The 20,221-nt window shown below is 68.2% G+C and carries 22 protein-coding genes, 1 pseudogene and 1 riboswitch; of the genes and pseudogenes, 13 read left to right on the top strand and 10 right to left on the bottom strand.

The window, feature by feature from the left end; genetic code table 11:
- Positions 1 to 41: 41 nt before the first annotated feature.
- The 6 genes from thyA to EFAMC1_RS02225 all read right to left on the bottom strand — a co-directional run bounded on the left by thyA (position 42) and on the right by EFAMC1_RS02225 (position 5,733).
- Positions 42 to 890 carry a thymidylate synthase gene (gene thyA / locus EFAMC1_RS02250; RefSeq protein ID WP_154052713.1) on the bottom strand — a complete coding sequence of 283 codons (849 nt, stop codon included), beginning with the start codon at positions 888 to 890 and terminating at the stop codon, positions 42 to 44.
- A gap of 68 nt (positions 891 to 958) precedes the next feature.
- Entirely contained in the window at positions 959 to 1,888 is a 930-nt protein-coding gene (locus EFAMC1_RS02245) for a hypothetical protein (protein ID WP_154052712.1), read from the bottom strand.
- A gap of 19 nt (positions 1,889 to 1,907) precedes the next feature.
- Positions 1,908 to 2,300 carry a dihydroxyacetone kinase phosphoryl donor subunit DhaM gene (gene dhaM / locus EFAMC1_RS02240; protein ID WP_154052711.1) on the bottom strand — a complete coding sequence of 131 codons (393 nt, stop codon included), beginning with the start codon at positions 2,298 to 2,300 and terminating at the stop codon, positions 1,908 to 1,910.
- Positions 2,301 to 2,348: 48 nt separating this feature from the next.
- The gene (gene dhaK / locus EFAMC1_RS02235; protein ID WP_154052710.1) at positions 2,349 to 4,088 is read right to left on the bottom strand and encodes a dihydroxyacetone kinase subunit DhaK; all 1,740 of its coding nucleotides are present in this window, start codon (positions 4,086 to 4,088) and stop codon (positions 2,349 to 2,351) included.
- Positions 4,089 to 4,222: 134 nt separating this feature from the next.
- The gene (locus EFAMC1_RS02230; protein ID WP_154052709.1) at positions 4,223 to 4,651 is read right to left on the bottom strand and encodes a (deoxy)nucleoside triphosphate pyrophosphohydrolase; all 429 of its coding nucleotides are present in this window, start codon (positions 4,649 to 4,651) and stop codon (positions 4,223 to 4,225) included.
- Positions 4,652 to 4,851: 200 nt separating this feature from the next.
- The gene (locus EFAMC1_RS02225; protein ID WP_187324508.1) at positions 4,852 to 5,733 is read right to left on the bottom strand and encodes a DUF4186 family protein; all 882 of its coding nucleotides are present in this window, start codon (positions 5,731 to 5,733) and stop codon (positions 4,852 to 4,854) included.
- Positions 5,734 to 5,847: 114 nt separating this feature from the next.
- A riboswitch (TPP riboswitch) is annotated at positions 5,848 to 5,954 on the top strand.
- Between the two features lie 60 nt (positions 5,955 to 6,014).
- Between EFAMC1_RS02225 and EFAMC1_RS02220 the strand changes: the two genes are divergently transcribed.
- From EFAMC1_RS02220 to EFAMC1_RS02205, 4 genes are all read left to right on the top strand, one after another.
- Positions 6,015 to 6,323: an MTH1187 family thiamine-binding protein gene (locus EFAMC1_RS02220; RefSeq protein ID WP_154052708.1), complete on the top strand. Its 309-nt coding sequence runs from the start codon at positions 6,015 to 6,017 to the stop codon at positions 6,321 to 6,323.
- A 3-nt stretch (positions 6,324 to 6,326) separates the two neighbouring features.
- Positions 6,327 to 7,112: an ABC transporter permease gene (locus EFAMC1_RS02215; protein ID WP_261981719.1), complete on the top strand. Its 786-nt coding sequence runs from the start codon at positions 6,327 to 6,329 to the stop codon at positions 7,110 to 7,112.
- Positions 7,113 to 7,246: 134 nt separating this feature from the next.
- Positions 7,247 to 8,299: an ABC transporter substrate-binding protein gene (locus EFAMC1_RS02210; RefSeq protein WP_187324507.1), complete on the top strand. Its 1,053-nt coding sequence runs from the start codon at positions 7,247 to 7,249 to the stop codon at positions 8,297 to 8,299.
- Between the two features lie 310 nt (positions 8,300 to 8,609).
- Positions 8,610 to 9,371 (top strand): ABC transporter ATP-binding protein, encoded by a 762-nt coding sequence (locus EFAMC1_RS02205; RefSeq protein ID WP_261981718.1) that lies wholly within the window; start codon positions 8,610 to 8,612, stop codon positions 9,369 to 9,371.
- A gap of 34 nt (positions 9,372 to 9,405) precedes the next feature.
- Here the strand turns inward: EFAMC1_RS02205 and EFAMC1_RS02200 are convergent, their stop codons facing one another.
- Together EFAMC1_RS02200 and EFAMC1_RS02195 are read right to left on the bottom strand one after the other, a co-directional pair.
- A complete protein-coding gene (locus EFAMC1_RS02200) occupies positions 9,406 to 9,732 on the bottom strand; it encodes a type II toxin-antitoxin system RelE/ParE family toxin (protein ID WP_154052707.1) in 327 nt (108 codons plus the stop codon).
- Positions 9,729 to 10,010, bottom strand: a complete 282-nt coding sequence (locus EFAMC1_RS02195) for a type II toxin-antitoxin system Phd/YefM family antitoxin (protein WP_154052706.1) — start codon at positions 10,008 to 10,010, stop codon at positions 9,729 to 9,731. Before EFAMC1_RS02195 ends, EFAMC1_RS02200 begins: the two co-directional genes overlap by 4 nt.
- A 217-nt stretch (positions 10,011 to 10,227) precedes the next feature.
- Here EFAMC1_RS02195 and EFAMC1_RS02190 point away from each other — a divergent pair, with 217 nt between their 5' ends.
- From EFAMC1_RS02190 to EFAMC1_RS02180, 3 genes are all read left to right on the top strand, one after another.
- Positions 10,228 to 10,443, top strand: coding sequence for a hypothetical protein (locus EFAMC1_RS02190; protein ID WP_154052705.1), 216 nt, complete (start codon positions 10,228 to 10,230; stop codon positions 10,441 to 10,443).
- A 23-nt stretch (positions 10,444 to 10,466) separates the two neighbouring features.
- Positions 10,467 to 10,814, top strand: coding sequence for a cupin domain-containing protein (locus EFAMC1_RS02185; RefSeq protein WP_154052704.1), 348 nt, complete (start codon positions 10,467 to 10,469; stop codon positions 10,812 to 10,814).
- 111 nt (positions 10,815 to 10,925) lie between these two features.
- On the top strand, positions 10,926 to 11,264 hold the full coding sequence (locus EFAMC1_RS02180) for a cupin domain-containing protein (RefSeq protein ID WP_154052703.1): 339 nt from the start codon (positions 10,926 to 10,928) through the stop codon (positions 11,262 to 11,264).
- Positions 11,265 to 11,291: 27 nt separating this feature from the next.
- Here EFAMC1_RS02180 and EFAMC1_RS02175 read toward each other — a convergent pair whose 3' ends face one another.
- Together EFAMC1_RS02175 and EFAMC1_RS02170 are read right to left on the bottom strand one after the other, a co-directional pair.
- Positions 11,292 to 12,704 carry an ATP-binding protein gene (locus tag EFAMC1_RS02175; RefSeq protein WP_154052702.1) on the bottom strand — a complete coding sequence of 471 codons (1,413 nt, stop codon included), beginning with the start codon at positions 12,702 to 12,704 and terminating at the stop codon, positions 11,292 to 11,294.
- Positions 12,705 to 12,991: 287 nt separating this feature from the next.
- Entirely contained in the window at positions 12,992 to 14,374 is a 1,383-nt protein-coding gene (locus EFAMC1_RS02170) for an FAD-dependent oxidoreductase (protein ID WP_154052701.1), read from the bottom strand.
- A 532-nt stretch (positions 14,375 to 14,906) separates the two neighbouring features.
- Here EFAMC1_RS02170 and EFAMC1_RS02165 point away from each other — a divergent pair.
- The 6 genes and pseudogenes from EFAMC1_RS02165 (at position 14,907) to EFAMC1_RS02140 (ending at position 20,219) form a co-directional block, all read left to right on the top strand.
- Positions 14,907 to 15,293 (top strand): desulfoferrodoxin family protein, encoded by a 387-nt coding sequence (locus EFAMC1_RS02165; protein ID WP_154052700.1) that lies wholly within the window; start codon positions 14,907 to 14,909, stop codon positions 15,291 to 15,293.
- 80 nt (positions 15,294 to 15,373) lie between these two features.
- Positions 15,374 to 17,245 (top strand): hypothetical protein, encoded by a 1,872-nt coding sequence (locus EFAMC1_RS02160; protein WP_154052699.1) that lies wholly within the window; start codon positions 15,374 to 15,376, stop codon positions 17,243 to 17,245.
- Positions 17,246 to 17,343: 98 nt separating this feature from the next.
- Positions 17,344 to 17,919, top strand: coding sequence for a crossover junction endodeoxyribonuclease RuvC (gene ruvC / locus EFAMC1_RS02155; RefSeq protein WP_154052698.1), 576 nt, complete (start codon positions 17,344 to 17,346; stop codon positions 17,917 to 17,919).
- A gap of 84 nt (positions 17,920 to 18,003) precedes the next feature.
- Complete coding sequence (ruvA, locus tag EFAMC1_RS02150) at positions 18,004 to 18,645, top strand: Holliday junction branch migration protein RuvA (protein WP_154052697.1); 642 nt, start codon at positions 18,004 to 18,006, stop codon at positions 18,643 to 18,645.
- A pseudogene (gene ruvB / locus EFAMC1_RS02145) lies at positions 18,645 to 19,705 on the top strand (Holliday junction branch migration DNA helicase RuvB). The gene ruvA and the pseudogene ruvB overlap by 1 nt, the downstream one beginning before the upstream one ends.
- Positions 19,706 to 19,808: 103 nt before the next feature.
- Positions 19,809 to 20,219: a hypothetical protein gene (locus EFAMC1_RS02140; RefSeq protein ID WP_154052696.1), complete on the top strand. Its 411-nt coding sequence runs from the start codon at positions 19,809 to 19,811 to the stop codon at positions 20,217 to 20,219.
- Positions 20,220 to 20,221 lie beyond the last annotated feature (2 nt).

The following is a 20,221-nucleotide window of genomic DNA, read 5'->3' as shown; positions in this document are numbered from 1 at the left end:
GGTCAAAACGAACACGTCCCCAATTGACCCAATTTCCGTTCCTACACGGCGATGGGGATGTTTTTCACCTGCGGGCCGTGCTGGTAGTTCTCGACGATGAGGTCATCGGTGGTGAAGCTGTAGAAGTCGCGCTTGTCGGGGTTGAGCGTCACGCTCGGCGCCGGGAAGCGCGGGCGCGAGATGAGCTCGCGCACGATGTCGACGTGCCGGTCGTAGATGTGGGCGTCGGCGATGACGTGGACGAGCTGGCCGGGAATCATGCCCACGTGACGGGCCACCATCATGAGCAGGATGGCGTACTGGCACACGTTCCAGTTGTTGGCCGCGAGGATGTCCTGGCTCCTCTGGTTGAGCAGCAGGTTGAGCGTGGGTGCGGCGTCGCCCGCGTGCTGCGTCACGTTGTAGGTGCAGCTATAGGCGCACGGGTACAGGTTCATCTCGGAGAGGTCGTGGAACACGTAGGTGTTCGTCATGATGCGGCGCGAGTACGGCGTGTGCTCCAAGTCGAAGAGCACTCGGTCCATCTGGTCGAAGTCTCCCTCGGGGTAGTGGCTCTTCTGGGCAATCTGGTAGCCGTAGGCCTTGCCGATCGATCCCGTCTCGTCGGCCCACTCGTCCCAGATGTGGCTCTTGAGGTCGTGGATGTTGTTGGACTTCTTCTGGTAGATCCAGAGCACCTCGTCCATGCAGCTCTTGAGGGCCGTGCGGCGCAGCGTGAGCGCCGGGAACTCGTCGCGCAGGTCGTAGCGGTTGACTACGCCGAACTGCTTGATGGTGTAGGCGGGCGTGCCGTCCTCCCAATGGGGGCGCACCCTCTGGCCCTCGGTGGTAGTGCCGTTCTCGAGGATGTCGGTGCACATGGACACGAACAGGTCGTCGGCCTTGCTCATTCGGTTCCTTTCGGTACGCTGCGTCGGTGTGCGGAGTGCAGCTGGTGGGTCTGGGTGCGTACCGCGCCTTACTTGCCGTGGGCGGCTGAGGTGGTGAGCGCGTCGGTGAGCTCGATGGCTATGTCGGTGACGTCGCTCGCGCTGTCGTCGAGGTCCGCGAGCTCACCTGTGCGATGGCCGCTCGGGTCCTCCATGAGCGCGACGATGCGGCCGATGTTGCGCCAGCGCTCGGCGACGTCGTCGCGGGCGTCGGTGAGGTCGCCCACGATGGCCTTGGCCTGCGATCCGGATATCTTGGACTCGTCGACCCCGAGCGAGCCGGCGGCGTTCTGCGCCTGGGTGCAGAGGTCGGCCGCCTTCTGAAGCTCGTCCGCGCGCGTCTGGTCGTCGCTTGCCGCCGCGGCCGCGCGGAGATGCCCCACCGTCTGGTTGAGGTACTCGTCATCGAGCTTGGCGAGGGCTTGCACGAAGGTGGAGACACCCTCCTGTGCGCCGGCGTAGTCGCTCGCGAAGACGTAGTCGCTCACGGACTCGGACAGGGACTGGTAGTTGTAGGAGAGCACGTAGTCCTGGGTGAGCTCGGTGCCGGAGTAGCGGCCCCTGCGCGAGCCGTTGCCCGGGGCCTGCGAGTCGTGGCCCGAGCCGTCGTCCAGCTCGTCGAGGAGGTCGCCGATGCTGCCGTAGTCCCTGCTCTGCGAGAGCGCGAGCGAGCCGAAGGTGCCCACGAGGTTGCCCACGCCGGCTGCCAGGAAGAGCAGGCAGGCGAGGGCCACCCCCACGATCACGTAGGGAGCCGCGCCCGACTTGTTATCCGGGGATGTCGTGGCGCTCGCGCTCTCGACGACGGGCTGCTGGGGCGTGGCGGGCCCTGGCACAGGCTGTGGCTGCGTCGTGCCCGGGCCCTCCTGCGGCGCGGGCGATGCCGCCCCTTGCCGAGACGTGGGCTGCGGCTGCTCGCCGGCGTTGGGCGCCGGCCGGCCCTGCTGCGTGTCTGACATGTCCATCCCTCCTGCCGCGCTACAGCTTGTGCGTGGCGCCGACCTTGGCGAGGTCGTCCATGATGGCGTCGAGGGAGGAGCCGGACTGGGCCAACACCGTGCCCTCCACGGCACCCTCGACGAACGGGCAGTCGGCGAGGCGGACGGGGGGCTCGAAGTCGTCGTCCTCGAGGTCGCTCACGACCATCTTGGCCGTCATGACCGCCGAGCCCATGTCCATGAGCACGATGACGCCGTCGGGGGAGGCGACCTTGCGGATCGCCGCCTCGATCTTGTCGGAGCTTGTCCCGAACGAGCCATCGTCCAGGCCACCCGCGGCCTCGATCACGGCCTGCGGGGCCATCATCTTGGTGTACGCCGCCAGCGCGTCTGCGAGCGGCTTGGAATGTGACACGAGTACGAAGCCAACCATATGGCGTCTCCTCTCGATTGTGTGCGTGCCTTGCGCCTTGGCGCCGCCCTACTTGGCCCGGGTGGCAACCGCGTTGGCAACCGTGCGCATGAGCAGGGCAAACGACGCAGCGCCCGGGTCCTTGTGGCCCACGGAGCGCTCACCGAGGTAGCTCGCGCGGCCCTTGCGCGCCTGGAGCGGCACCGTGGCCTCGGCGCCGGCTTCGGCTGCGTCCGCCGCCTGGGCCAGGGCCTCCACGAGCGGCGCGTCCTCGCCGCGGGCGTGCTCGAGCGCCTCCATCGCGGGCTGTATGGCGTCGAGCATGGTCTTGTCGCCGGGCTTGGCCCCGCCCAGGTCCTCGATGCCCACGAACGCCTTGGAGAGGCCGGCGGCCAGGCAGCGCACGGCGTTCTCGTCGCTGGCGAGCGAGTCGTCACCCTTGAGGGCCACGCCCACCTTGCGGAAGAGCGTGCCGTAGAGCGGGCCCGACGAGCCGCCCACCTTGGAGACGAGCGTGGAGCCGACCTTCTTGAGCACGGCCGCCGGTGCCTCGCCGGCAAGGGAGGGCAGAAGCGCCCTTGCCGCGGAGAAGCCGCGTGCCATGTTGATGCCGTGGTCGGAGTCGCCGATGGGCTGGTCCAGCTCGGTGAGCTCGTCCTTGTGGGCTCCCATGGCGTCAGCCACGGCGGAGATGACGTCGATGACGGCCTTGGTGGCGCCGGTCGCCTCGGCGGCGGGGACGTTGCTCGCCTCGCTCGCGGCCACCTGCTTGGGTGCCGCGTCCTCCTCGGGGGCCGCGTCCTCGGCGAGGTTCGCCTCGCCCTGCTGCCAGGCCGGCGTGTCGGCCGGGGCCGAGAGCAGGTCCTTGAGCTCGTCGTCGAGGCGCAGGAGCGACACCGAGAAGCCGCGCATCTCGAGGGAGGTGAGGTAGTTGCCCATGTAGGTGTGCCAGACGCCGACGTGCCTGGCGGACAGGACGTCGTGCACGTGGTTGGCGACGAGGGCCAGCTCGTAGTCGGGCGTACCGCCGGCGCCGTTCACCAGCACGGCGACCTCGTGGCCGGCGTAGTCGATGTCGGCCAGGACGTGGTCAAGGATCTCGTCGACCATGGCGTCGACCGGCTCCATCTTCTCGCGGCGGATGCCGGGCTCGCCGTGGATGCCCACGCCTATCTCCATCTCGTCGTCCGCGAGGGTGAAGCCGGGCTTGCCCGCAGCGGGCACGGTGCAGGGCGCGATGGCCACGCCCATGGTGCGCACGTTGTCGATGACCTTCTCTGCCACGCGCTTGACCTCGGCGAGGGGCTCGCCCGCCTCCGCGGCGGCACCGGCGCACTTGTGCACGAAGACCGTGCCGGCCACGCCGCGGCGCTGCTCGCGCTGGGTGGGCGTGCCCACCGCGACGTCGTCGTTCACCACCACGTGGTCGCAGGCGACGCCCTCCTCGCGCGCGGCCTCCTCGGCGAGCCTGAAGTTGATAACGTCTCCCGTGTAGTTCTTGACGACGAGCAGCACGCCCGTGGCATCGGGGGCCACGGCCTCGATGCCGGCCGAGATGCGGTCGACCGCGGGGCTCGTGTAGATGGCGCCGCCGACGGCCGCGTCGAGCATGCCGGTGCCCACGTAGCCGAGGTGGGCCGGCTCGTGGCCCATGCCGCCACCCGAGACGAGCGTGACCTTGCCACGCTTGCGGTGCGTGCGGACCACCACGTCGTCGCCGACCTTGCGGATGAGGGCGGGATAGGACTTCACGTAGCCGTCGACGACCTGACGCTCGACGTCCTCGGGCCTGTTGATGAACTTCTTCATTGCAGCTCCCTTGCTTGTGTGGGCTGTACCGTGGCTGTATGTACCCTCGTTTGCGGCGCGGCTGTCCGCTCGCGGGTGCGGGCGTGGCGCGCCGCGTGGGTGCGCCCGAGGTGCGGGCCGGGCTGACCCGGAGGCTAGAGGTGCATCTCGTCGAAGAGCTGGTCCCAGGCGAGTCCCAGCTGCTGCACCGGCTCCACGTCTGCCGGGAGCCACTCGACCGAGGTGAGCTCGTCGCGCCCGAGCCAGCGCAGGGCCTTGTGCTCGAGCGTCTCGGGCCGATCGCCCGGCGCCGGCGAGCCCATGAAGAGGTCCATGGTGAGGTGGAAGTCCGGGTAGTCGTACTCGACCGTGGCGAAGGGCCAGAGCGCCCCCAGCCGAAGCCCGAGCTCCTCCTCGCACTCGCGCCGCGCCGCGTCCTCCGTAGCCTCGCCGGCCTCGACCTTGCCACCGGGGAACTCCCACTTGTCCTTCATGCCATAACTGCGCTGAGCTGCGAGGATACGCCCCTCGTGCGCGATGATCACCGCCGCGACGTGCGTGGTCGGCCTCGTTTCGTCTGCCATGCGACCCTCCCTTTCTCTTCGTGCAACCCAGCATACCGGTTATGCAATTGGGGACGGGGTCGTTTTGCACCATTCAATTGTGCAATTGCGGACGGGGTTGTTTTGCACCAGTTGTGAGGGTAGGGGAGTGACTTGGGGCGCGTTCTTCCTCCCCGGACAGATTGTGGCGACCCATGCGGCGGGCCAGCACGAGAAGCGGCTCAGGCCCTCACGCGGATGACCTCGGACGCAAAGGGCTGGCGGGGCGAGAAGTCCCCAGGCTCGAGCGTCTCCACGGGCTCGACCTCGAGCCTCCCCTCCCAGGGCGCAAGGTCCTGGCCGGCGCGGACGGCAACGACGGCGGTGCGGAAGCGCATGCCCGCCAGCGCGTCAAGCACGCGAGAGGTGAGCTCGGCCGGCAGGTTCGAGATGATGACGTCGAGCGTCTCTTCGCCGGCCTTCGCCCCCGCGAGATACGCGAGCGCGTCGCCCTGCGCCACCCGCACCCCCTCCCTCTTGGCGAAGCGCTCGCGCAGGCGCGCGCAGAGCGCCGGGTCCAGCTCCACGAGCGTCAGCGACGCCTCCTCCGGAACCTCGGCGGCGACCGTTCCCACGCCCGCCCCAAGCTCGGCCACGCGGTCGCCCTCCCGGATGCCCGCCGCGTCCACAAGGCGCGCGATCTTCTCGGGGTTGCAGAGAAAGTGCTGGTCGAGGCCGTGCGTCGGGTCATGGCGCGCGATGTCGCGGCGGATCCAGCGCACGGTGAGCTCGCTCAGACGGCCCAGCTCCTCGTCGGTGAGGGGCCTGCCCTGGGGGATGTGGTGCCACTTGGCGATGCAGCCGCGGCAACAGGTGCCCGTGGCGTGCTGCGCGGTGAAGACCGGGTGCCCGCGAAAGGGCGTCTGTTTGCCGTCGCGGGCCGGTTGCGCCGGGCCCACGCGCCTCTCGAGAAGCTCGCGCGCGTGCCTGCGGACGGTCGCCTCTCCGTGCTCGAGCGCGTAGGCGCGGTCCTTTGCGCTCAGCGTGAAGCCGGCGCGAAACCCCGACGTGCCCAGCCTCTCGAGCGTCTCGGCCACCCAGCGCCTCATCTGCTCCTCGTCCATGGCGCCTCCCGGACTCGCGTACTTGCCCCGGCGCCGCCCCTGTCCCGACGCCACACCTCACAGTATGACCCTGCCGGCGCGAAGGGACCGGATATCAAAAAGCTGCTACACTCTCGTCCGTGCGAGGGGAGCTGGAGAGAGTCCGGCTGAGAGGGGAGCGCGCCTCCCGACCCGACCTGATCTGGGTAATGCCAGCGTAGGGAACCTAACGTGATGTGCGCATCAAGGGCTCCCGCCAAGGCGGGGGCCCTTCTTCGTGCCCTCGCAGAGAGCGAGGTTTCATGGAATGTAGCGTTGCCATCCAGGTGCTTCCGATGGATGCCGGGTCCGACGAGGAGACCATCCGCGTGGTCGACGCGGTCATCGCCGAAATCGAGAAGTACGACGTCAACCCCTATGTGGGGCCGTTCGAGACGGCCATCGAGGGCGACTACGACACCTGCATGGAAGTCCTCAAGCGCTGCCAGCTCGTGGCGGCCGAGGCCGGCTGCGGCCAGGTCATGACCTTCGCCAAGATTAACTACAAGCCCTCGGGCGACGTCCTGTCGACCGAGCGCAAGGTCTCCAAGTACCACGAGGGGGAGAAGTAGCCCGTGGCCAAGGCAGGCGAGCGCTTCGACCATAGCCGCTGGGTGGCCCCCACACTCACCGTGGTGGGCGTGCTGGCCGCCTGGCAGGCGGTGTGCTCGCTGGGGTTCGTCCCCACCTTCATGCTGCCGAGCCCCGTCGAGGTCGTCCAGGCGCTCGTCGCCGACGCGGGCCTGCTCGCGGGCCACGCGGTCGTGACCATCGAGGAGGCCGTCATCGGCCTTGTCCTGGGCGTGGCCGTGGGCTTTGCGGTGGCCGTGCTCATGGACCGTTTCGAGCTGGTGTGGCGCGCGCTCGACCCGCTCATCACCATCTCGCAGACCATCCCCACGGTGGCCATCGCGCCGCTGCTCGTGCTGTGGTTTGGCTACGACCTGCTGCCCAAGGTGCTGCTCGTGGTGCTCACGACGTTCTTCCCGATCACTGTGGCCCTCGCGAGCGGCTTTCGCAGCGTCGACCCCGACGTCGTCGACCTCATGCGCACCATGAACGCGAGCCGCGTCCAGATCTTTTGGTACGCGAAGCTTCCCGCCGCGGCCGACCAGTTCTTCGCCGGCCTGCGCATCAGCGCCACGTACGCCGTGGTGGGCGCCGTGGTGGCCGAGTGGCTCGGAGGCTTCAGCGGCCTGGGCGTGTACATGACCCGCGTGCGCAAGTCCTACTCCTACGACAAGATGTTCGCGGTCATCCTGCTCATCTCGGCGCTGTCGCTGCTGCTCATGGGGCTCGTGAGCCTGCTGCAGCGCGTGTGCATGCCGTGGGAGCAGGCCGAGAAGAGAAAGCAGGGCTAGCTGGGGGAGTGGCCCGGCTGCGCGGCCCGTCCTCGCCCGGCGTCCCCACCCGCGCGTCCGGCCTCGCCCACCAGCCCCAGGTCCCACGTCCGTCCCATCTCGTCCCAACGTCCGTTTCCAAAGAAGGGAAACCCATGAACTGCAAGAACATGTCCCGTCGCTCGTTCGTCGCCGGTGCCGGTGTGCTCACCGCTGGCCTCGCGCTCGCCGGCTGCGGTGCCCAGGGTGGTTCCGGCTCCGCCTCCACGACGGCCGCTGCCTCCGGTGCCGCCTCCACCGGCACCACCAAGCTCACCTTCGTGCTCGACTATACGCCCAACACCAACCACACCGGCATCTACGTGGCCATCGCCAAGGGCTACTACGCCGACGAGGGCCTCGACGTCGAGGTCGTGCAGCCGCCCGAGGACGGCGCCGACGCGCTCGTGGGCGCCGGCAAGGCCCAGGTTGGCATGAGCTACCAGGACACCATGGCCAACTACCTCGGCACCGACAGTCCGCTGCCCGTCACGGCAGTGGCCGCTACCATCCAGCACAACACGAGTGGCATCATCTCGCGCAAGGGCGACGGCATCACGCGTCCCAAGGGCATGGAGGGCAAGCGCTATGCCACCTGGGACCAGGACGTCGAGAAGGCCATCATCAAGAGCGTCGTGACCACCGACGGCGGCGATTTCTCCAAGGTGCAGCTCATCCCGGCCAGCTCGTCCGACGAGGTCACGGGCCTCAAGGCCAACGAGTTCGACTGCGTCTGGTGCTATGAGGCCTGGGCCGTCCAGAACGCCAAGGTCCAGGACTTCGCCTACGACTACTTCTCCTTCCGCGACATCGACTCGGTGTTCGACTACTACACGCCGGTCATCATCGCCAACAACGACTTCCTGAAGAACCAGCCCGACGTGGCCAAGGCGTTCCTGCGCGCCACCAAGAAGGGCTTCGAGTACGCCGAGCAGAACGCCGACGCCGCCGCCCAGGTCCTCGTGGACGCCGCGCCCGAGGTTGACCCGGCGCTCGCCAAGATGAGCCAGGAGTTCCTCGCCGACCAGTACACGGCCGAGGCCTCGAGCTGGGGCGTCATCGACCCGGACCGCTGGGCCAAGTTCTACAACTGGATGAACGACAATGGCCTCACGCCGACCAAGCTCGACCCCAAGGGCGGCTACTCCATGGACTTTCTGGAGGCGTAGGGTCTGCGGCTTGCCGGGCCGGCGAGCGCTCCCTGGCCCGCCTGTCCGGGACATGCCTGCGCTCGGGGTCACTTTCGCTTTGCGAAAGTCCCTTAGCCCCTCGCTTCGGCATGTCCCGGCCCGGCGGCTGACGGAGGTTGCCTTGGCCCGGAGGGCTGACGTTGTTGGAGGCCTCCAGATGGTCCCCGCGGGGCTCGCGGGGCGTCGAGCTTGGTTGGCGCGCACGGGCCTCGCTTCTTTTCTTTGCTGGGCCTCCTCGTGTGTTGAGACGGCGTGGAGCCCCGCCTCTTTTCCTTGTTGGGAGGGTGTCGTGGCTGGTGAGAGGGCGCTTGAGGTCGAGGACCTTACGCTGGCGTGGGACGGGCAGGTTGTGGTGCGCGACGTCTCGCTGGGTGTGTCCGAGGGAGAGATGGTGTGCCTCGTGGGCAGGTCGGGCTGTGGCAAGACGACGCTGTTCCACGGGCTCGCTGGACTCACGACGCCCGAGTCAGGCCGGGTCCTGCTGCATGGCGAGGACGTGACGGGCAAGCCCGGTCGCATCTCGTACATGCTCCAGAAGGACCTCCTGCTGCCCCAGCGCACCATCATCGACAACGCGTGCCTGCCGCTGCTCCTGGGAGGCACGTCCAAGCGCGACGCCCGCGCAAAGGCCGAGCCGCTCTTCGAGCGCTTTGGCCTCTCGGGCGCCGAGCGCAGCTACCCCAACCAGCTCTCGGGCGGCATGCGGCAGCGCGCGGCGCTTCTGCGCACCTACCTCATGGACAACGACGTGGTGCTCATGGACGAGCCGTTCAGCGCCCTCGACGCCCTGACCAGGCGCGACATGCGCGGCTGGTTCCTCTCGATGGTGAGCGACCTCGGCATCTCCTGCGTGCTCATCACGCACGACGTTGACGAGGCCGTCGAGATGGCCGACCGCATCGTGGTCATGCGGGGTCGTCCCAACGAGGGCGAGCCGAGCACACTCGTGGGCGAGGTGACCATCGAGGCCCCGCGCGAGCAGCGCGCGGACTGGCTGCTCACGCCCGAGTCGCTCGACGTCAAGCGCCGCGTCCTGGGCCTTCTGGGCTAGCTGGCGGGCGCGACTGACCACTGCCGCTGGCTCGCTAGTTCAGCTTCTTCTCGCTGTCTGCGCGCGCATACAGCACGCGTGCGACCGTGACGGTCCTCGTTGGCTCGTCCACCCAATAGAACACGAGGTAGTTGGCAATCCTCAGCGAACGGAACTCATGGGCGAGCGGACGCATGGGGACAAACACGGGTCGGCGGTAAGGAAGCGTAGACAGGCTTTCGATCCCGTCGACGAGCTTCTTCGCGAGCGTGCGTGCGCTGCCGGGGCTGCCGAGATCGTTCGAAACGTAGCTCACGATCTCGACAAGGTCTCGCTTAGCCGCAGGAAGGTACTCGACCGCATAGCCCCCGGACCCGCTCATGCGACGTGCTGCGCCGAGGCGATGGCCGCACGCATGGAGGAGAGCACGTCATCCGAGGAGAACCGCTCGCCCGTCTCGTCCGCCTCCCGCTCGGCCTCGGCGAGCTTGTGGTAGACCTCGCTGTCGAACTCCAGCGCCATGTAGGCGTCCATGCTCATGACGACCATGTCGCCCCTGCCGTTCTTGGTCAGGAACACGGGCTTGCCGGTCTCGTGCACGTCCTTGGAAATCTCGGCAAACCTGTTGCGAAGGTCCGAGACGGGGCGAATGGGAACCATGGCTGCCTCCTCGCTCACTATCACAATCATGATAGCAGAAAGGTCGCTGGTGACAATTGCCCAGACGGCAGCCACCCGGACGGGTTTGTCACGCGCCGGGGCGCCCGTCGTCCTGTTCGGAAAAGTGTGACCTTGGCAACAGCGAGGCATAGTTTCCGCTGGCATACTACCGTTAGGGCGCCTGCCGAGGGGCAGGGCCACGACGGAGCGCGACGACGTGGACGGCATCTTCGATGCGATGCGCGCCTTCTTCCGCGAGCTTTGCCGCGTGGTCGACGGTGTGGTTACGGTATCGTCGATGTGCGAGAACACCGACACGGTCCTGCAGCTCCTGGGCTCGCGCGAGGGTGCTCCCACCCTCTCGCTCACGTTCGACGGCTCGCCGGGCCAGGGTGCCGAGGAGCGCCTGCGCTCGTTTCTGTACTACCTGTAGCGTCACTACCTCGAGGGAGGACCATGGAACTACGCAACCTTCCCACGGGCGCGGCCGCGCCCCTCGCCAGCCTCGTCACCTGCCATGCGGGCCAGGTCTCGAGCATGTCGCTTCTGCGCGGTGGGCTCGAGGCGGGCCTCTCGGCCACGCTCTTCGCCTTCGCGGCCGGCGAGTCGGTGAGCGAGGAGCGCTATGGGGGCGACACGCTCTACCTGTGCGTCGAGGGCTCGATGGTCGTGACCTGGCCGGACGGCGGGCGCGCCGCCCTTGGCACGGGAGACGCCCTGCGCGTGCCGGCGGGCGAGGGGCACGCCGTCGAGGGCGCGGGCGCGCCGTTCAAGATGCTGCAGGTCACGGTGCCTGCGGACTAGCCTTGCGAAGCACGGGCGGCCTGCTGTCGCCCCATTCGCGCGGCGTGCCCAGCGCAAGCGCCCACACAACGCCAACATGCCGGCACGACCGGCCAAGAGAGAGGAACACCCATGAGCGAGCTCATCAAGAACGTCGAGAAGGAGCAGGTCTTTGCGCCCAAGGGCCTCGTGGAGGTGGAGCCCGGCCGCGTGAACAGCCTCACGCTCGCGCAGACGCCCGGCTGCAAGGTGACGCTCTTTGCCATCGACGAGGGCGAGGGGATGTCGAGCCACTCCGCTCCGGGCGACGCCATGGTCTTCGTGCAGGAGGGCACGGCCGAGATCACCATCAACGGCGCCCCGCACCAGGTCGGCGCCGGCGAGGCCATCGTGATCCCCGCAGGCGCCCCGCACGCCGTCCGCGCCGTGACCGCCTTCAAGATGCTGCTCACGGTGGCCATCGCTCGGTAGGTCCTTGAGCCTCGTGGCCTGCTCGAGTCACTGGTGGTCCCGATACATGTCCTCGAGGCTGACGAAGTGGACATCTGACTGGGCAGCATACTTCGAGCGAGTCGCAGCGGAGACCTCGTGCTTCGTGAAGAGGTACAGGTCCGTCGCGTGATATCCCTTCACGATGTCTCGCTTCCTGGCCAGGTCATCGAGTTCGAGGCTCTCATCGAAGGACTCCCGGTACTTGCACTCTCCGATGAGCATGTCCTTGCCATCCGGATCCGCGGCCAGCACATCGATGTCCGTCTGCTCGCGCAGATCTGGGGCGGCTCCCCACCAAGCCCCCACAAGGGTGGCCGACAGGGGGAGCCGCCCCGTGCGGGCCTGCGCGATCAGCCACTGCCTACAGAGGTCCTCGAACCTGTGGCCTAGGTACGTGCTCAGGGCGCCGCCCATGATTCTTGAGGCGATGGAGCCTCCCATCCCAAGCTCAATCTCAGAGGTTCGCGCCATGACGAAGTGAAACCAGAAGTCGTAGCAGGCATCTCGGATGCGGTAGATCCCCTTGCGGCTTCGCTCGGGGTTCTCCCCAAACGGAACGATCTTCTCGATGATCTCCAGGGAGCAGAGCGACTTCAGGTATCGGGGAAGCGTCGCAACCTCTATGCCGGTCTTATCCGCCATGAGTGACGGTCGGTTGGCGCCCTCGGCAATGGCGCGAAGTATCGAGTTGTAGAGCGCAGGCTCCCTGAACTCCTGACGAAGCAGGCCGTATGGTTCGTCATAGAGAAAGCCCGTGGGATCGAAGTACAGGGCTCTGAGGTTCTCTACGAGCGTGAGCTCAGGGTCTATCTGCTCCAGGTAATAGGGAACGCCGCCAAAGCAACCGTAGTAGCGGAACAGCTCGTCAGCGTCACGGGCTGGCAACATCTGCGCGACCTCGAGGTAGTCGAGCTGTGTCAGCTTGAGCTGAGCCGTGCGCCTGCCGTAGAGCGGGCTCTTGCGTCCCAGTACCTCGCTCTCCATGAACCCCTGGTCGCTACCGCACAGAATGAGGTAGAGGCCGGTGTCCTTGAGCTTGTGGTCTATGGCGATCTGGAGAACCGACGGAAGGGACTCGCTGCGGCTCGCGGCGTAGGGAAACTCGTCGAACGCGAGGACGAACCGCCTCTCGGTCGCCTTCTCGGCGAGGTAGTCGAAGGCGTCCTTCCAGCTCAGGAATTGTCCCGTGGCCAGTGGGGCCCCAAAGAACTCGTAGACGGCGAGGCTGAAGTCGGCGAGGTTGTCCTTGTCAGACTGGTCGAGTGCCGTGAAGTAGAGGAGCTCCTTCCCTTCGCCGAAGCGCCTGATGAGGGCGGTCTTTCCCACGCGCCTGCGGCCATAGACCACCACCATCTGGAAGCTGCCCTTTCGATACAGTCGCTCGAGCTTGGCCAGCTCCTCCGTGCGCCCGACAAACATCTCCGCTCCTTAACATTCACTAATGCAGTATGCATAAGTGAATTATGTAATAACTTGAGGCTGCGGGCAAGGGCGCTGGGGTAAGGGGGAGGCTGCACCATGCCTTTTCCGGGGGCGTCGCTTGTGCCGAGACGAAGTGGGATGCTGCGCCGAAGGGCGAGCCATTGCCGCGGCTACGTGCCAACACGAAGGTTGGCGCAATGCAAGGGGCGGCGGGCATCCTGGGATGGATGCCCGCCGCCTGTCAGGTGACGCCTGTGACGGGTGTTCCCCGTCGTTCCTTGCCTCTAGCCCTGCTCGGCCACGGCCTGCATGGCCAGGGCGCCGATGTAGTTGACCGGCTGCGAGAAGTTGGGCTGGAACAGGAGGTCGACGCCGGCAAGCTGGTCGATCGTGAAGCCGGCTTGGATGGCGATGGAGACGGCGTTGGCGGCCTGGCCCACGTCGGGCTGCTTGCTCAGGAACTGGGCGCCCTTCACGAGGCGCGTCTCGGGATCCCAGACGAGCGTGGCCGTGACCGGCGTCGTGGTGAGCATGAAGTCGGGGCGGTAGTCCTGCACGAGCGTGGTGGAGCGGAGCTTGAGCCCGCGCGCCTCGGCACCGCCCAGCGTGAGGCCGGTGGCGGCAAGCGACAGGTCGTAGAGCTGCACGGCGCTCGTGGCCTGCGTGCCCATGCTCGCGATGACCGGGCCCTCCACGTTGGCGGCCGCCACGATGGCCTGGCGCACGGCGTTGGTGGCCAGCGGGATGTAGTCGTAGGTGCCCGTGGGGTTGTAGCGGATGCATGCCGCGTCGCCCGCCACCAGCACGTCGTTGGTGGGCTCGTCATGGCCGGCCAGGTAGGCGCGCATGTACTCGTCGGTCTCGATGGCACCGTTCTTGAGCATCTTGAGCTGGCCCGCGAACAGGTCGGTGCGCGGCAGGAAGCCAGCGCCCAGGATGGCGAACTCCACGTGGCACTCGCCCTTGGTGGTGACGACGGTGACGCCTGCACCGTCTGCGTCGGGGCGGAACTCCTGGACGAACTGGTCCGTCGCGAGCGTCACGCCGTGGTCCTCGAACGCCTTGGCCACCTCGCCGCAGATGGGCTCATCGAAGTTCTTGGCCAGCACGCGCGGCAGGCCGTCGATGAGCGTGGCGTGCACGCCGATCTCGCTGAACTGCTCGGCGAGCTCGCTGCCGATGTAGCCGGCGCCGATGACCGCGACCTCCTTGGCCGTCTTGGCGCGGTTCTTGATCTCGAGGCCGTGGCCCCAGTTCTTGGCGAAGACCACCTGCTCGCCCTCGAGGCACTCCTTGAGGCCCTTGATGGGCGGCTCGACCGGCTTGGAGCCGGTGGTCACGAACAGCTTGTCGAAGGTGTAGTTGGAGACCTCGCCGCTCTCGAGGTCGCGGGCCTTGAGGGTCTTGTCGGCCACGTTGACCTCGAGGACGTCGGTGCGCATGTGCATGCGCGCGCCCAGCTTGGACAGGGCCTCGGGACTCGAGTAGAACATGCGCTTGGGGTCGCTCACGTGGCCGCCCACCCAAAGGGCGATGCCGCAGGAGAGGAACGACAGCGAGTCGTTGCGCTCGAAGACGTGGACGGTCCAGTCGGGGTGGGCGGTGAGGAGCTGGGAGGCTGCGAAGGTTCCGGCGTGCGTGCAGCCGACGATAGCGGCGGTGGTCATGGTCGAAGATCCCCTTTCGGTTTGGCACGTACCTGCGCGTGAGGTGCAGTGCGACGTGTGCGCGATATGGCATCCTGCTGATGGCATATTTCAACATTCACGCTACGACAACGATATGCCCAGTCGGTGAGGGGCACCAATCGGGCGGCTGGACGGTTCACCCCGTCACATTTCCTTCCGGATGATTTGTCACATTTTCGCGTCACGCCCCATTCGTGTGACTCTTTTTTTCCGGATGATTTGTCACATCCCCGGGCTGGCTCCTGGCTGTCTCCCGTGGGCCGCAGTGTGCGGCCTGGCACTGACCCCGCTCGGCGTCATAAATGCTACAATCTCAATATCATTTGTGCGGCCACGCGCATTGACGTCCGCCGACGGCAGCCGTCCGCGTGCTGGCCCTCCTCGCGAGTCCGGCTCCGCAGAAGCCGCGCCCCGCGCATGAGGTGCCGCGCAAATGGGAACACGATAAAGGGTTGGGTCGCCCGGGGAGGCGGCCCGCGCGGGCCCGTCCCGCCAAGAGAGAGGAAAACGCATGTCCGAGCTCAAGTTCTTCAAGTGCGCCAAGTGCGGCGAGGTCGTCTACAAGGTCGTCGACGGTGCCTGCAACCCGTCCTGCTGTGGCGAGCCCATGGTCGAGCTCAAGGCCAACACCACCGACGCCGCCACCGAGAAGCACGTCCCGGCTCTGTCCGTCGACGGCAACAAGCTCGTCGTCAAGGTCGGCGAGGTCGCTCACCCGATGCTCGACGAGCACTCCATCCAGTTCATCGCCCTCGAGCGCGCCGACGGCTCCGTCGCCTTCAAGTACCTCAAGCCGGGCGACGCCCCCGAGGCCACGTTCTGCAAGCCGTCCGAGAACGCGACGGTCTATGAGTACTGCAACCTCCACGGCCTGTGGAAGGCCGAGTACACGGCCTAGTGCCGCTCTCAGCGAGCTGCTATCGTAGGCGGGTATCGGGCGCTTTGCCCGGTGCCCGCCTTTTCGTCCGAGGAGGTCCCATGAGGATTGCCATCGCACAGATGAACACGAGGGCCGGCGACTTTGCCGCGACCATCGATGCCATGGGACTCTACGGCGAGCGCGCGGCGGCCGCGGGGGCCGACCTGCTCGTCTACCCGGCGCCCACGCTCATGGGTCCCGACCCCATGGGCCTCTCCGAGCAGGAGGGCTACGTCTTCGACGTGACCGAGGCGCTGGGCAAGCTTGCCGAGCGCCTGTGCGTGCCCGCCCTCGTGCCGTTCATGATGGGGCTGGGCGCCAACCCCGGCGTCGACGTCGCCTACGTGCGCGACGGCACCGTGCTTCCCGTGGTGCTCGCGAGCTGGCTGGGGGCCCTCGGCTCGGCCGTCCCGGACGGCGACTCGGCGCGGGCCAAGTCCGCCGACGCACCCGCGCAGCTGCCCTTCGGCCGCCCGGCGTGCATCTCGGTGGGCGGCGTCGACGTGGGCCTCGCCCTCACCTTCGACGACCTCGACGCGTTTGCCTCGGGCGACGTCTCGGCCGACATCGTCTGCCACATCCCGGTGGACGGGTTCGGCACCGACGATGTCGCCACGTGCCTTGCCCCCTCCGTGTCTGACGGCTGCTTTACGCAGGACGCCTCCGACGCCAACTCCTGGCTGGTGGCGGCCGGTGCCGTGGGTGGCTACGAGGACTCGGTGTACGCGGGCGGCAGCTTCGTGATGGCACCGTGGGGCGAGCTTGCGGCGGTGGCGCCCTCCTTCGTGGAGGACCTGCTCGTCTGCGATATCGACGTCATGGGCGAGGGCCCGCTCGCAGACCCCGTCGACGCCCCCTCCTTCGACCGCGAGCGCATGCTGTGGGACGCCTGCTCGCTGGCGCTTCGCGACCAGGTGGACAAGCGCGGCCTCGCGGGCGTGACGCTTGCGGTGGACGGCGGGCTTGGCACGGCCGCCCTGGCGTCGCTTGCCGTCGACGCCGTGGGGCCCCTGCGCGTGAGCGCGCTCGTGTGCGCCGAGGGAGACGCGCTCAAGGATGCGCGCGAGCTCGTGCGGGCGCTGCGCATCCGCGACGTCGACGAGCTCTCCGTGCGCGACCTCGCGCGTGCGGCAGACCTCGTGGGCGGCGACGTTGACGCCGAGGCGCTCGGGCGCGGGCTCGTGCGGGCGCGGCTGTTCGCCCAGGCGGCCTCGGAGGGCAGGCTTGCCTTGAGCGCGGCCGACAAGACCGAGCTCGCGGTGGGTGTGAGTGGTGAGCCCGTGGCCACGGCCGGCGCGTTTGCCCCCTTTGGCGACGTGTACCGCTCCGACGTCGCGCGGCTGGCCCGGCGGCGCAACATGGTGTCATCGGTCATCCCCGCGCGCTCGCTTGCGCGCATCCGCGTGCCCGAGGGGCTGGGGCTCGAGGAGGTCGCCACGTCCGACGAGCTCAGGGTGGGCGAGCTCGACGCGATGCTGCTCATGCACGTCGAGCGCGGCCTTGGGCTGGCCGGACTCTCTGCCGGGAAGCTCGGGGCAGAGGGGGCGCGGCGGCTGCTTGCCCGCATCAAGGGCAACGAGGCCGTCCGCCGCTCGGGCCCGCGCTACCCGATCGTGTCGGCATGCTCGTTTGCCGAGCTCGCCTCGCCCGTCACGGATGCCTGGGTGGACCACGGGCGAGACCTCGCGGACGACCCGCGCGCCGACGAGATCGCCGACGCCCTGCGCGAGCTTGCGGGCGAGGCGAGCTCGGCCGAGGAGTCGCCCCTGGAGGAGGCGCTCGACCCCGAGCGCGTCTCCGAGGTGATGGGATACCTCAAGGACCTCTCTGACGGCAGGCGCCTGCGCTCCGAGGCGTCCGGCGAGGGGGAGGACCCTGGGGCCGCCGGCGGTGACGGCCTGTGGCCAAGCGGGATGTTCTCGGACAACTAGGTCCGCGCTGGCGCAACCTCCCCTCTCATGGTAGACTAGAACGCACGTTCGTAGTCTCGGGGCCGGGGTTCGGTCCCGCCCACGCGAGGGAGGCGCGCATGGTCCTCATCGGCATCGACCCGGGTCTGGCAAACACCGGCTGGGGCGTCATCGAGACGCGCGGCTCCGTCATGCGCGCGCGGGCCTACGGCTGCATCCACACCGAGGCGGACGAGGCGCTCAACCTCAGACTGGGAACCATCTGCTCCCAGATCTCGGAGGTCATCGGGCGCTACGGCCCCACGAGCGTGGCCATCGAGGACATCTACTTTGGCCAGAACACGCGCTCGGCCATCCTCACGGCGCAGGCGAGGGGCGCGGCGCTCGTGGCGTGCGCCCAGTGCGGGGTCGACGTTGGCAGCTACACGCCCATGCAGATCAAGCAGGCCGTCGTTGGCACGGGCGCGGCCGACAAGCGCCAGGTCACCTTCATGGTGAGAAACGTCCTCGCGCTCGACCACGACCCCAGGCCGGACCACTGCGCGGACGCCCTCGCGGCGGCCGTGTGCCACGCCAACCTGTCGCGCACGTTTCTCGTCTCCGCCGCGCATGGCGGCGCGGCGGCGCGGGCGCTCGTGGCGGCGCGGGCGAGCGCGGCGGCGTCGAGCGAGCACGACAGGAGGGCGGGGGAGTAGGTCCCCGCAGGCACGGATAGGGGGCGGGTCCCCGCAGGCACGGCCGCCCAAGGCGGCGCAAGACCGGAGACGAAGGGGCTGGGCATGATCGTTCAACTCACGGGAACCCTGGTGGAGCTCACGGCTTCCCATGTCGTGCTCGACGTGGGCGGTGTCGGCTACGAACTGGGCGTCTCGGCCGTGACGGCGGCGTCCCTGCCGGCCTCGGGCACGCCGGGGGTGACGCTTCTGGCCCGCCTGCAGGTGCGCGAGGACGCCATGACGCTCTTCGGCTTCTCGTCGCGCGAGGAGCGGGCCCTCTTCGACAGGCTGTGCGCCATCTCGGGCGTGGGCCCCAAGCTCGCGCTCTCGGTTCTCTCCACGTTCACGCCGTCCCAGCTTGCCGGCGTCGTCGCCGGGGAGGACAGCCAGATGATGGCGACGGTGCCCGGTGTGGGCAAGAAGCTCGCCGGGCGCCTCCTGCTCGAGCTCGAGGGCGTGTTTGCCAAGGACCCCACGCTTGCGGGCCTGGCCTCGCTCACGGCTGCCGTGCCGACGGGTGCGGGTGCCGCCACGGGCGCGGCGGGAGCCGGCGGGGTGGAGGCAGACGTCACGGAGGCGCTGCTTGCCATGGGCTTCACGGGCGAGGAGGCCTCGCTGGCCCTCGAGGGTCATGAGGAGACCGGCGCCACGAGCGTCAAGGCCGCGCTCGCCTACGCGCTCAAGCGCCTGGGGAGGAGGTCGTGATGTGGGAGGCAGACCCCTCGAAGGACCTCTTTGACGGCGCGCCCGCGCACGACACGCAGGCTCCGCGCCAAGTGACGGCGGCGCTCACCTCCGACGACTTGGAGGTCGACCGCACGCTTCGTCCCACCACGCTCGACGAGTACTGCGGCCAGCAGCGCGTGCGGCAGAACCTGCGCGTGCTCATCGAGGCCGCAAAGAGCCGCCACGAGCCGCTCGACCACGTGATCTTCTCGGGCCCTCCCGGCCTTGGCAAGACCACGCTCGCCACGGTGGTGGCAAACGAGATGGGCTCGAAGATCCACACCACGAGCGGCCCGGCCATCGAGCGCACGGGCGACCTCGCGGCCATCCTCACCAACCTCGAGCCCGGAGACGTCTTCTTCATCGACGAGATCCACCGTCTCAACCATGCCATCGAAGAGGTCCTCTACCCGGCGATGGAGGACTTCTTCCTCGACATCGTGATTGGCAAGGGGCCGGCCGCGCGCTCCATCAGGCTCGACGTGCCGCGCTTCACGCTCATCGGGGCCACCACGCGCACGGGCCTGCTCACGGGGCCTCTGCGCGACCGCTTCGGCATCTCCTTCAGGCTCGACTACTACTCGGTCGAGGAGCTGGCCCAGATCGTGGAGCGCTCGGCGGGCATCCTCGGCGTCGGGATCGACCATGACGCCGCGCTTGAGGTGGCAAGCCGCAGCCGTGGCACGCCACGTCTCGCAAACCGCCTGCTCAAGCGCGTACGAGACTATGCGCAGGTGCGTGCGGAGGGAGCCATCACCACGGCGGTGGCGGCCGAGGCCATGAGCTTCTTCGAGATCGACGAGCTGGGCCTCGACTGGATGGACACCAAGATTCTGACGGCGCTCGCGGCCACGTTCCGCGGGAGGCCCGTGGGACTCACCACCATCGCGAGTTCGGTGGGGGAGGACCCCTCCACCATCGAGGACGTGTAGAGCCGTACCTCCTGCAGTGCGGCCTCATCGTGCGCACGCCCCAGGGCAGGCAGGCGACGGCGGCCGCGTTCGAGCACCTCGGCCTCACGCCCCCGCCGAGTGCGTGACGGAGGACCCGGGTGGCCTTGCGGTTTACCCGGGCTGGGGAATGCGGGTTGCGTCACAATGGACGGGCCGGAGCGAGACGCTCGCAAGCGGAGGAGGACGCGCATGCTGCAGAAGGACTATGTGCTCGAGGTCGTGCGCCGCTTTGGCGACGTGCTTGCCCGCTGGCTTCGCCCGGCGGTGCTCGAGGCCAACGGCGAGGCCATCGACGAGGTCGAGAACGCGGTCGGCAGGCTCATCGACCTCGACGGGGCTACGGCGCTCTCGCTTGCGCCGGAGTCGCTCGTGTCGATGATGGAGCTCTCCGGCATCGCGGACTCCGTCGCGGGCTATGTCAGCTATGCGCTGCTTCGCCTGGGGTATGCCTACGAGGCGGCCGGCAACGACGCGCTCGCCAACGTGCGCCGCGAGCAGGCGCGCGCCATCTCGACCGCCTTCGGGTCCGAGCTTGGCCGCGTCCCGGAAGAGTATCAGGAGCTCGAGCGGGCCATCTCCGCCGAGCGTGGAGAGGAGTAACC

This window comes from Olsenella uli (assembly GCF_901212675.1).
Taxonomy (GTDB): Bacteria; Actinomycetota; Coriobacteriia; order Coriobacteriales; family Atopobiaceae; genus Parolsenella; species Parolsenella uli_B.
The sequence above is the reverse complement of the archived record's forward strand: the minus strand, read 5'-3'. Positions and strand labels throughout refer to the sequence as shown.